Here is a 10,349-nt window from a genome sequence, read left to right as displayed (position 1 = left end):
ATAGCTGTAACCGGGTTGCAGGACGTGCTCGGTTGTCAGTTCCACCAGGTGCGGATATCGATCGACAGGCATCCCGGCCATAATCGCCTCGGCAAGCTCGGCGGTCTGTTCACCCGTCTCGAACGGCAGGCTCAATTCTTGTTGCGCGAACCCGTAGATATAGGCGTCGATCAACGAGAACGCGTGCGCCGCCAGTTCGATCGAGAAGCCCCCGTTGCGAAGGGTCCCAATGACAGCATCGTGGTGTCCCAGTGTCGCCGGTCCCGGCGTGGTGCGTGACTGCATCAGTGGGGTCGCCCACGGATGTCTCAACAGCGCCTTGCGTGTCGATAGTGCACGCGCGCGCATTGCCGACTTCCAATCGTCTGCGTCGGAAGGAATTTCTATCTCGGCAAAGACCATGTCGATCATTCCGTCGAGGATGTCCTCTTTGTTAGCGACGTGGTTGTAAAGCGACATCGCCTCAACGTCAAGCGCCTCACCGAGCTTGCGCATGCTTAGCCCCCCGATCCCCTGCTGATCGGCGATTGTGACCGCAGCTTCGAGGACGCGTTCTCGGCTGAGCTTCTTAGTCGGCGGCATGGGGTCCCCCTGAGTTCGGTTGACTTACTTACAACGTAAGTGTACCTTCGCCTTACATCGTAAGTATAGCGGAGGGTAGAGATCGAGCCATGAACGCGACATCTGATGCGACGAAGACAACGAGCACCGAAGTAGCGGCTGGAGGAGCAGGGAGCAGCCAAATGAAGGCGATCACCCGCCACGTTTACGGCCAAGCAGACGCACTGTCGTACGAAGAGATCGATCGACCCACTGTCGGTGCCGATGAGGTTATGGTTCGGATTGAGGCGGCCGGCGTTGATCGCGGTGTGTGGCACCTCATCACAGGCCTGCCCTACCCCGTGCGCCTAGCTGGCTACGGCGTCCGCGCACCGAAGAACCCAGTGATCGGGATGGACCTAGCCGGAGCGGTCGAAGCCGTGGGACGCAACGTGACCACCTTCGCGCCGGGAGATCGGGTTTATGGCAATGCCGATGGGTCCTTCGCCGAATACGCAACGACATCGGCCGACAGGCTGGCAAGGATGCCCGCGAACCTCTCGTTCGAACAGGCGGCCGTCGTTCCTGTCTCAGCTGTGGCTGCGCTGCAGGGTCTGCGCAAGGGCAACGTGAAGGCTGGTCAGAAAGTCCTCATCATCGGTGCATCCGGTGGAGTTGGCACATACGCCGTCCAGATCGCCAAAGCGTGGGGTGCCGAAGTCACCGGGGTGTGCAGCACATCAAAGGTGCACCACGTCAAGGCAATTGGCGCCGATCACGTCATCGACTACACGCAGCAAAAGATCGCTAGCCGAGGCGAGCAATACGATGTGATCATCGACATTGGCGGCAACCGGACCCTTACCGAACTGCGTCGGGCACTCACCCCGGAGGGCACACTCGTGATCGCAGGAGGTGAAACCGACGGCCGCTGGCTTGGTGGTACCGATCGTCAAATTCGAGCGATGCTGCTCTCACCATTCGTTAGCCAGAAGTTGGGCACGTTCATTTGTGCGGTGAACGCCGAAGACCTCAGCGTCATCACCAACTTGATCGAGTCGGGCACCGTGAACCCCGTGGTCGACCAGATCTACCCCCTGTCCCACGCGCCGACCGCGATCGCCGATCTACTTGCCGGCCAAGTCCGCGGCAAACTGGCGATCAGCGTTGGTGACCACGAAAGTCACTCGCGGAACTGAGTCGGCAACGGAAACGGTTGCAGCGGAACAGCGGGATCATCCGCGCTTTCGACGGTGACTGGAAGTTCAGTGCACCAAGCTGCTCTGTTTGGAGTTCCATCGGTGTCAATGGCAAAGCAGTCGACGGGTCCCGCCTACACGCGGTCTCTCCGGACGCGCAACTCGGTTGCGGTGCGGGCGATGAATTGATCAGCGTCAAGCTCCTCGGATTGGACGAGCGCGGCGCGCAAATGTGATGGCGCATCAGCGCGGCGCCGAGAGCGTCGCAATAACTCGCCGTAGGCCAGGCTCGCGCGAGCCCAGTCACACGGTGGGGTGCCCGGCCCAGATCGTCCAACGGGATCCGGTATGCCTGCGCCAGCGGTAAGACTCAAAGCTCGGCTTGTGCCGCCCCCTCTCTCTCAAGGTGCGACAGGGTGCTCTTGGAGGTGCCGGTTGCCTCGGCGACAGTTGCAAGCGTCAGGCTTCGTCGACCGCGCATCTGCTTCAAGTGGTCCCGACAATTTCCAGCGCATTCCCAATACCTGCTCCAGCTGTCACCAAGGTCGTTCACCTCGATTCCCCGCAAATAGCAAGCACTTGGCTCGCATTTGGCTCCTCGGCACGACCACAGCCGCGACCAGCGTCGTCATCGAACTGCCTTGAGCGAGAGCAACGGGACACCTATGTCCCGAAGTCGCGCAAGAAGCCCGTGGAGTTGCGCCTGATCCACGACCGACAAGACGAACGTTGAGGTGCCGTCACAATCGCGAACCATGCGAACGTCGCCCAGCCAGTCCGCCCAGTGGTCATCGAGTTCTCCTTGAACCCTCAGTTCATACGTCACCGCAGCGTCGCTTGTCATCCCGTCAACTCCTGAGGTGCTTGAAGTGCGCGATGGCTCGGCCGCTGAATTCTCGGCTGTCGACGGATGACCCACTCGGCAATCGCGAGGTTGATCACCCAACCCGCCCCCTTCGCGAGGTCGCCTTGCAGAACTCCAACGCCGAATAGCGCTTCGCTGATGCCTCCAGTGAAGGCTTGGGTGCCCGCGGCGATGCCGATCGCGTACGCGCGGATCATCCATGCTCGGTGGGTGGGAATGTCGCGTCGTCGGATAGCTGCCAGCGCGAGCAGCAGACCGATGCCCATCGCCGAGGCAAAGAAGAGGCGCATGCCGTAGAGCAGGTCGCCGGTTCCAGCCTTCTGCGAGTACAGCAGGGTCATCGTCAGCGCCGAGATGACCACGCCAATACCAGCTACAAACGCGACGCGACCGGCGCGTTGGTGCCAGGCAGGGAATCGGCGCCGCACACTCGCCGCGAACTGAACGGCCCCAAGCGGCACGAAGATCGCTGCGCAGACGATGTGCAGCACGACGGGCATTGGAAACCCGCTGAGGCGGCCATCGGTCGCGATCGGCGACGGGCCTCCGGCCAACTGGATAAGACGCAGCGCTCCCGCAATCAGCGGGATCGCACCCAGCGCCACCAGCGCGATGGCGACCGTCCAGTCTCGGGGAGCGCCCGACCTCACCTGTGTCGGGCGCTCCAACTCCTGGGTGGTCATCGGGTAGGAGCGGGTTCGAGGTTCGCCACTGTTGCCTCGACTTCGGCTCCACGGCTGCGCTGGTCCTTCCACAGCGATAGCCCCAACCCGACCAGTGCGACCCCCACTGGGAGTGCGAAGAACCGGTTGAATGCCTCCGGCAGAACGGACAACGCCAGAGTGCTGATGGTGCCAGCGGCTAATAGTGCAGCGGCCCACTTTGCCAGGACCCCTGCCCGGAAGATTGCGATGCCGAAAACGAGCCCGCCGACCATGTAGCCGATGCCGGAGATTGAGAGCACCACTTGCATAAGACCGATGTCTCCCACCGTGGATCCCCCCGCGGCTGCACGCAGGATGTCCGAAACAAATCCGGGATCGGATTCGGTCAATGCTGGCAGGACGAATGCCGCGACCACCTCGACACCCAACATCGCCAGGTAGCCCAGGCTGAAGAGCAGGTAACCGATCAGGCCCATCACCCCGACCTGACGGAACTGGCGCAGATAGATCCCAGTAATGCCGACGAGTGCCAACGCCGTCATCAACAGCTTGGCCGTGCTACGAACTACCCACTCTGAAGTAGTGACCGTATCGAGGTTCATCGCTGGGTGGTTGATCTGAACCAGTACGAAGATTGCCCCGGCTGCTGCTGCGCAAAGGCCGGCAGCCTGGCCGAGTCGTTCAGGCGTGATTTTCATGAAGGGCTCCTCGTGATGTTTCAACTGGCGGACGGTTGTCCGTTCAGATTCACGACGTTAGGAGCCGTCTTGGTGATGCCACATCACCATGTGATGTGACTGATGTGGTGATTGAATCTTCGGGTTTGGCTCAGAGCAAGTCGAGGTGTTCCGCACGAGCAATGGCAGCTCGTCGGGTATTCACGTCGAGCTTGGTGAAGATGCGCTTGGTGTGGGTGCGCAATGTATTAACCGAGATGAATAGTTGCCGGGCGATCTGCGGTCCGGTCAGTTCCGTGGCGAGCATTCTGAGCACATCAAGTTCGCGATCACTGAGCGCGTCACCGCCGGGTGACGCAGCGACCACGATCGATGAAGCGCGCTGCGGTTCCGCCGCAGCGAGTAGAAGCGACGCGAACTCTGCTACCGCCTCACCATTGGCGGAACTCAGCACCGCGCGAAGGAGATCGGTCATGGGCTCACCTTCATCGAGAAACAGGCGACGGTAGCCGACCGGCACCCCCACGGTGATGGCTGCGCGAATGTCGGCGAGTGCGTCGTCGAGATTGGCTGCCGCGTGGTGTGCCATCGCCCGCACGATCGTGGCCTCAACCAGGCTGCTCGTGCGAGCTGGTCCGACCGACTCGATGATCCGGTTGAGGATGGCTAGCGCCCGGTCAATGTGGTCAGCCAATGAATCGGACGCCGTTCGGTGTTCGGCGACCAGCAGCCGGGCGAGTGTCAACTGATTGAACTCGTCAAGGTAGCTGCCTTGGTCTATGTCGTTGGCCCGATGCTGTTCTGCCCATCGTCTGGCTTCTCCGAAGCGGCCTTGGGAAATCCAAACTCTCGCTTGCGCTGCGGGGATGGGACGCACGTCAGGAAAGAAGCCGGGTATGTACCGGTGCTCGGCCTCGTGGAACATTTGATCGGCGCCGTTGAGATCGCCCTCAGCGATAAGTAGCCCCGCCATCGCGGCGTACCACCGGTATCGATTCTCCGGCAGTGACGCAATATCGCCGAGTTCCCGAGCCTCCTTGAGGTGTTGCGAGGCAGCTTCGAGACAGGCCTCCTCGCGCAGCACATCAGCTAGTCCGACATGGAGGTCTCCGGTGATCGAAAGAGCTGGACCCCGGTGTTGGTCAGCGGTCTTGAGGCTTCGCTCATAGATCTGTCGCGCTTCATCCGGGCGACCGAGCGCTAGTGACATGCTTGCCAAGACGACGCTGGCACCAAGTTCGTCTGAGACGTTGTCGGCTGCGTGGAGTTGTTGGACAGCCTCACCAAATGTCTCCACGGCCGTCAGCAGATCCCCCCGTGCCCAGGCTGCTAATCCGAGGAAGCCAGCCGCAGCCCCTCGAGCGAAATGGTCGCGCGGATCGGCCAAGGCTTGTGCTCGCTGCGCGTGCGCGATGCTGTCTTCGGTCTGACCCCGGGCTTGCGCGAGCGACGCACGGTAAACAGCGACGGTTGCGGGAAGCATCCGTAATGTGTTGTCACGTTCCTGAGCAACGTCCGCCAACCGCCCGATGGTGAGCCAGGCGATCGGCGCAGCGTCCGCGCTAAGCCCCGACTCAGCCAAATCTAACCACTCGCCGACACCATCGAGATCGCCCTGAACGAGCCGGGACCAGGCGAAGGCTGTGGCCAGCAGCGGCCTAACTCGGACCACTTCCTCGGGCAGTACCGCCAGCCAGTCCAGGAGTGTTTGATCCTGGCGCCGCTTGCGAAGGTCTGGCAATCCCAATTCGAGGATGTCGGCGGTTCGCTCCGGATCGCCGCTCGCAGAAGCATGCGTGAATGCGTCGGCTAGCATCCCCTGTTCCGCATACCAGCGACTCGCGGCCCGGTGGTGTTCTGCCACTCGTCCAGGTGACTGGGACATAGCCCTCGCGCGAAGCGCATCAGCGAAAAGGTGGTGATAGCGGTACCACTGCCGGCGATCGTCGAGCGGAACGATGAATACGTTGCCTTTGTCGAGAGCCCCGAGTGATTCCGTGCCGCCTGTGCTCCCGGTAAGCGCGTCGCACAGGTCACCTGTCATTTGGTGCAGTACCGACGTGGAGATCAGAAACTCGCGCATCTCTTGAGTCTGGCTGCCGAGTACCTCTTCGACGAGGTAGTCCAGGACGAATCGATGGCTCCCGCTGAACGCATCGACGAACTCATCGACAGCACCCGGGACACCCGTTTTCGTGTGCGCTCGCGCCGACAGCGCTGCCAGTTGCAGACCAGCAGCCCAGCCTTCCGTGCGCGCCTCTAGGGCAGCGACACGCGCAGGTCCGAGGTCGAGGTCCATCACGTCGTTGAAGAACGACTCTGCCTCGTCCTGCGTGAAGCGCAGATCCGCGGCGCGAACCTCCAACAGCTGACCACGAGTGCGGAGGCGTGCAAGAGGAAGCGGCGGGTCAGCCCTAGTCGTGATCGCGATGGTCAGCCTGGGTGGCAGGTTGTCCAGGAGAAACGTCACCGCTTGATGAACCTCAGACGAATCCGCGAGGTGATAGTCGTCCAGCGCCAAGACCGTTCGCCCATCGACTTCGTCGAGGTCATTCAAGAGGCTGGCCAAAATGTCTTCGATCAAGAGGTCACGGGTACTCCCCAGCAGCGCTAAGGCATCGGCCCCCACCCCGTCGGCGACCCGTCCAACGGACTCAATGAGGTCCATCAGGAACCGTCGAACGTCGGAGTCACCACTATCGAGGGAGACCCACGCGACGCTAACCGGTTGATCGTCGGCGATCTTCGTTTCCAGCGCCAGCCACTGGTTCAGCAGGGTCGTTTTCCCGAACCCCGCCGGCGCCGCGATGAGTACGAGCCTCGGCACTGAGCCTGACTTAGACGACAGACCCTCAAGCAACCGGGCGCGGGGAACAAGTTCACGGCGGAGCGCCGGAACTCTTAGCTTGGTTGCCAAGGTCGGCATCCGGTCACGATAGCCGTCAATGCGCAGCCAGGTCGTTGTGCAATTGCTCGAAACCTCAATTGCGCGCAATTCGATGGCTGGGACTACCAAACGCTTCCCCCATCACGATCCTTCGCGAAAGACACCCCGAAGTGAGAGTGCTCCCCCGCCGCGAACGAAGGAGAGTTGATGGAGGGCAATCGAATCTGGTGATCGGGCAACTCGGTTCGCGTCCTCGCCCAGCTTCATCATCAGGGAATCGCCGGCTTCGCCGAGGTGGCCGTCGACCCTGAGGCGTAGTTGGCGGGTGCACTTGGTGTTCATCAGGGATGCGTCACGTTCGTGAGATTGGCCTAAGGCACGGTCCCGGCCCCGTACTTCCGGTTAGGACAAGACTGGCCGTCGAACCGATACGCGCACGACGCGGTGCCGCGAGGGTTGAACCCATGATCACAGTTGAGTCTCTGACCCGGAGGTACGCCGGCTTTACTGCCGTGGACGACGTCTCCTTCACTGCCCACCCCGGCCGCGTGACCGGCTTCCTCGGTCCGAACGGTGCCGGCAAGTCCACCACGATGCGTGTCATGGTGGGTCTGACCGCCCCGACGTCCGGCTCGGCCACCATCGACGGCGTCCGGTTCGCCGACCTCCCCAACCCCTGCCTCAAGGTGGGCGTCCTCCTGGACGCCTCGGCCCAGCACGCCGGCCGCACCGGACGCGAGATCCTCACCATTGCCGCCGACACCATGGGCCTGCCGCGAACCCGGGTCGACGAGATGATCGAGCTGGTGAGTCTGACCCCCACTGAGGCCAAGCGCCGGGTGCGCAACTACTCCCTCGGGATGCGTCAACGCCTCGGCATCGCCACCGCACTCCTCGGAGACCCCCAGGTGCTGATCCTCGACGAGCCCGCCAACGGGCTCGACCCCGCGGGGATCCGGTGGATGCGCGACCTGCTGACGGGCTTCGCTAGCCAGGGCGGCACCGTGTTGCTGTCCTCACACCTGCTCCACGAGATCGAGGTCATCGCCGATGACCTGGTCGTGATCGGCAACGGCAAGATCGTCGCGGCAGGCACGAAGGAAGAGCTGCTGGCTGCTGGCGGGACGCTCGCCAGGTCGGCGTCGCCGCGCGATCTGGCACACGCACTGGAACAGGCCGGGATCCCCAGCACGCTCGCCAGCGACGGCTCGGTCCGCACGGATGCCGATCCCGCTCGTGTGGGGGCCGTAGCCCTGACCGCCGGCATCGCCCTCAACGAGCTCCGGTCCGCCGAGGGAACCGGCCTCGAAGACATGTTCTTGTCGCTAACTGCCGACACCCAACGCGAAGGAGTTGCGGCATGACCGCCACGATTGTCCCCCCGAACACCACCCCCGCCCGTCCGACCGCAGGACCGATTCCGATCACCCGACTCGTCAAGGTCGAGATGCGCAAGATGTTCGACACCCGCTCGGGATTCTGGATGCTCGTCAGCATCGGCGTCCTGTCGGTCATCGCGACCGGGGCGGTCATCATCTTCGCTCCCGACAGCGAGGTCACCTACGAGAACTTCGCGACGGCGATCGGTCTGCCGATGTCGGTGATCTTGCCGATAATCGCGATCCTGGCCGTCACGAGTGAATGGAGCCAGCGCAGTGGGCTCACGACGTTCACGCTCGTGCCGAGCCGTGGACGCGTGATCGGTGCCAAAGCGATCGCGACCGTCCTGGTGGGCGTCGGCTCCGTGGCCCTCGCCCTCGCGGTGGGCGCCCTCGGCAACGTGGCAGGTTCCGCGCTCGCCGGCGTCGACACCGTGTGGGACATTCCGCAGTCCATGGCGCTCCAGATGGTGCTCGGCAACCTGCTCGGCATGGCCATCGGCTTCACCCTTGGGGTCGTGCTGCGCAACTCCGCAGCCGCGATCGTGGGCTACTTCGTCGTCTCACTGGTCATGCCGGGCATCCTCGTCCTCCTGGCGCAGGTGCGCCCGTGGTTCGAGGACCTGCAGCCGTGGATCGACTGGAACAAAACGCAGGTGGCGCTCTTCGAGGGCGCCACGAACACCGGTCAGGAGTGGGCGATGCTCGCCTCAACCATCATGATCTGGATCGTCATTCCCCTGCTGGTCGGGCTACTGTTCCTGCGCCGCTGCGAGGTCAAGTAACTCCACCGCAAATGCCGGCCGGAGGCGGCCGTCCTCTACTCCCCGACCCGGCCGGTCTCGTACCCCCACATCGCAACCTCCACCCGGTTACGGGCGCCGAGCTTGGCCATGAGGCTGCCGATGTGGGTCTTCACCGTGCTGAGGCTGATGTGCAGCTCGGCGGCGATCTCTGCATTGGTGCGACCCCGTGCGATGGTGAGCAGCACCTGCTCCTCGCGTTCGGTGAGCGGGTCGATCGGCTGGGCGGGAGGAGCTGCCCGACCCGTGCGCGCGAACGTCGACAGCAGCCGGCGGGTGATGCTGGGCGAGATGAGCGAGTCACCTCGGGCGGCCGCCCGGATCGCCTCGCCGAGCAACTCGGGTCCGGCGTCCTTGAGCAGGAAGCCGGTGGCGCCGGCCAACAGCGCACCGTGCACGTACTCGTCAAGGTCGAAGGTTGTGATCACGACGACCGCTACCGGGTCCTCGACGTCCGGCCCGGCCAGCAGACGGGTCGCCTCGACCCCGTCGAGGACGGGCATCCGGATGTCCATCAGGCACACGTCAGGACGGAGCTCGCGGGCCAGCCGCACCGCCTCCTGCCCGTCGCGCGCCTCCCCCACGACCTCGATGCCGTCCAGGGTGCCGAGGATCAGCCGCAGTCCGGTTCGGACGAGATCCTGGTCGTCGGCGACCAGCACCCGGATGCTCACGCCGATACCTGCCGCGGCAGTGTCGCGCTGACGGCCCAGCCGCCGTCGGGGCAGGGACCTGCCCGGCACGCGCCACCTAGGAGCAATGCGCGTTCCACCATCCCGGTGATCCCGAACCCCGCTTCGTTGGCATGGTCAGCCGAGCCCGGATCACCGTCGTCGCGGACGACGAGGCTGACCGTCGAAGGATCACCGACGACGCTCACGTCGATCAGGGTAGCGTTGCGGGCATGCCGCAGGGCGTTGGTGACCGACTCCTGCGCGATCCGGAAGACAGCGGCGTCGATCGCAGCCGGGAGGCCGGCAAGGTCACCCGAGACCCTGACCTCCACCCGCGGCCCGGCAGGCAAAGCACCGGACAGCCGCTCGAGGTCGGCAACACCGGGCTGCGGTGCGTAGTCGACGAGCGCCTCGTTGCGCAACACGCGGACCATCGCCCGCATCTCCGCGAGCGTGCGAGACGCCTCCACCTCGATCACCTCCAGCGCCTCGAGCGGCGACGAAGGGTCGGTCGCCGCGAGAGCGCGCCCTGCCTGTGCCTGGATAGCGATGGCAGAGATGTGGTGTGCCACCGTGTCGTGCAGCTCGCGCGCCAAAAGGAGGCGCTCCTGCGACTTCACCTGCTCAAGCCCCCGTTCGCGGGCGGCATGCTGGGAACGC

Annotated in this window: 12 protein-coding genes; 3 read left to right on the top strand and 9 right to left on the bottom strand. The window is 63.7% G+C overall.

Annotated features, from left to right (window positions below; all coding sequences use genetic code 11):
• Nucleotides 1–582: TetR/AcrR family transcriptional regulator C-terminal domain-containing protein (locus tag KAZ48_04390; protein MBP7972016.1), on the bottom strand; the 582-nt coding region annotated here is incomplete at its 3' end.
• A gap of 161 nt (nt 583–743) precedes the next feature.
• Here KAZ48_04390 and KAZ48_04385 point away from each other — a divergent pair.
• The gene (locus KAZ48_04385) at nt 744–1,739 is read left to right on the top strand and encodes an NAD(P)-dependent alcohol dehydrogenase (GenBank protein MBP7972015.1); all 996 of its coding nucleotides are present in this window, start codon (nt 744–746) and stop codon (nt 1,737–1,739) included.
• 370 nt (nt 1,740–2,109) lie between these two features.
• On the opposite strand, the gene KAZ48_04380 is transcribed toward KAZ48_04385, so the two are convergent.
• From KAZ48_04380 to KAZ48_04355, 6 genes are all read right to left on the bottom strand, one after another.
• Nucleotides 2,110–2,220, bottom strand: coding sequence for a helix-turn-helix transcriptional regulator (locus KAZ48_04380; GenBank protein ID MBP7972014.1), 111 nt, complete (start codon nt 2,218–2,220; stop codon nt 2,110–2,112).
• Nucleotides 2,221–2,367: 147 nt separating this feature from the next.
• Nucleotides 2,368–2,583, bottom strand: a complete 216-nt coding sequence (locus KAZ48_04375; GenBank protein MBP7972013.1) for a hypothetical protein — start codon at nt 2,581–2,583, stop codon at nt 2,368–2,370.
• Complete coding sequence (locus tag KAZ48_04370; protein MBP7972012.1) at nt 2,580–3,287, bottom strand: DUF2306 domain-containing protein; 708 nt, start codon at nt 3,285–3,287, stop codon at nt 2,580–2,582. The genes KAZ48_04375 and KAZ48_04370 overlap by 4 nt, the downstream gene beginning before the upstream one ends.
• The gene (locus KAZ48_04365; GenBank protein ID MBP7972011.1) at nt 3,284–3,967 is read right to left on the bottom strand and encodes a hypothetical protein; all 684 of its coding nucleotides are present in this window, start codon (nt 3,965–3,967) and stop codon (nt 3,284–3,286) included. Before KAZ48_04365 ends, KAZ48_04370 begins: the two co-directional genes overlap by 4 nt.
• Before the next feature lie 130 nt (nt 3,968–4,097).
• Nucleotides 4,098–6,872, bottom strand: coding sequence for a hypothetical protein (locus tag KAZ48_04360; GenBank protein MBP7972010.1), 2,775 nt, complete (start codon nt 6,870–6,872; stop codon nt 4,098–4,100).
• 102 nt (nt 6,873–6,974) lie between these two features.
• Nucleotides 6,975–7,175, bottom strand: coding sequence for a hypothetical protein (locus KAZ48_04355; GenBank protein MBP7972009.1), 201 nt, complete (start codon nt 7,173–7,175; stop codon nt 6,975–6,977).
• A gap of 122 nt (nt 7,176–7,297) precedes the next feature.
• Here KAZ48_04355 and KAZ48_04350 point away from each other — a divergent pair, with 122 nt between their 5' ends.
• Entirely contained in the window at nt 7,298–8,197 is a 900-nt protein-coding gene (locus KAZ48_04350; protein MBP7972008.1) for an ATP-binding cassette domain-containing protein, read from the top strand.
• Complete coding sequence (locus KAZ48_04345; GenBank protein MBP7972007.1) at nt 8,194–8,997, top strand: ABC transporter permease subunit; 804 nt, start codon at nt 8,194–8,196, stop codon at nt 8,995–8,997. Before KAZ48_04350 ends, KAZ48_04345 begins: the two co-directional genes overlap by 4 nt.
• Before the next feature lie 35 nt (nt 8,998–9,032).
• On the opposite strand, the gene KAZ48_04340 is transcribed toward KAZ48_04345, so the two are convergent.
• Together KAZ48_04340 and KAZ48_04335 are read right to left on the bottom strand one after the other, a co-directional pair.
• Entirely contained in the window at nt 9,033–9,689 is a 657-nt protein-coding gene (locus KAZ48_04340; protein MBP7972006.1) for a response regulator transcription factor, read from the bottom strand.
• The coding region (locus KAZ48_04335; GenBank protein ID MBP7972005.1) for a sensor histidine kinase at nt 9,686–10,349 on the bottom strand (664 nt) is incomplete at its 5' end. The genes KAZ48_04340 and KAZ48_04335, both read right to left, overlap by 4 nt.

The organism is Candidatus Nanopelagicales bacterium (assembly GCA_018003655.1).
Lineage (GTDB): Bacteria > Actinomycetota > Actinomycetes > S36-B12 > UBA10799 > JAGNDY01.
Note: the sequence above shows the minus strand (reverse complement) of the source record. Positions and strands in the feature narration are given on the sequence as shown.

What these genes read in the sequence shown, in the direction of transcription:
- KAZ48_04365 (MBP7972011.1), bottom strand. Translation starts at nt 3,967, where the DNA reads ATGAAAATCACGCCTGAACGACTCGGCCAGGCTGCCGGCCTTTGCGCA.
- KAZ48_04355 (MBP7972009.1), bottom strand. Translation starts at nt 7,175, where the DNA reads ATGAACACCAAGTGCACCCGCCAACTACGCCTCAGGGTCGACGGCCAC.
- KAZ48_04380 (MBP7972014.1), bottom strand. Translation starts at nt 2,220, where the DNA reads ATGCGCGGTCGACGAAGCCTGACGCTTGCAACTGTCGCCGAGGCAACC.
- KAZ48_04375 (MBP7972013.1), bottom strand. Translation starts at nt 2,583, where the DNA reads ATGACAAGCGACGCTGCGGTGACGTATGAACTGAGGGTTCAAGGAGAA.
- KAZ48_04350 (MBP7972008.1), top strand. Translation starts at nt 7,298, where the DNA reads ATGATCACAGTTGAGTCTCTGACCCGGAGGTACGCCGGCTTTACTGCC.
- KAZ48_04360 (MBP7972010.1), bottom strand. Translation starts at nt 6,872, where the DNA reads ATGCCGACCTTGGCAACCAAGCTAAGAGTTCCGGCGCTCCGCCGTGAA.
- KAZ48_04385 (MBP7972015.1), top strand. Translation starts at nt 744, where the DNA reads ATGAAGGCGATCACCCGCCACGTTTACGGCCAAGCAGACGCACTGTCG.
- KAZ48_04345 (MBP7972007.1), top strand. Translation starts at nt 8,194, where the DNA reads ATGACCGCCACGATTGTCCCCCCGAACACCACCCCCGCCCGTCCGACC.
- KAZ48_04370 (MBP7972012.1), bottom strand. Translation starts at nt 3,287, where the DNA reads ATGACCACCCAGGAGTTGGAGCGCCCGACACAGGTGAGGTCGGGCGCT.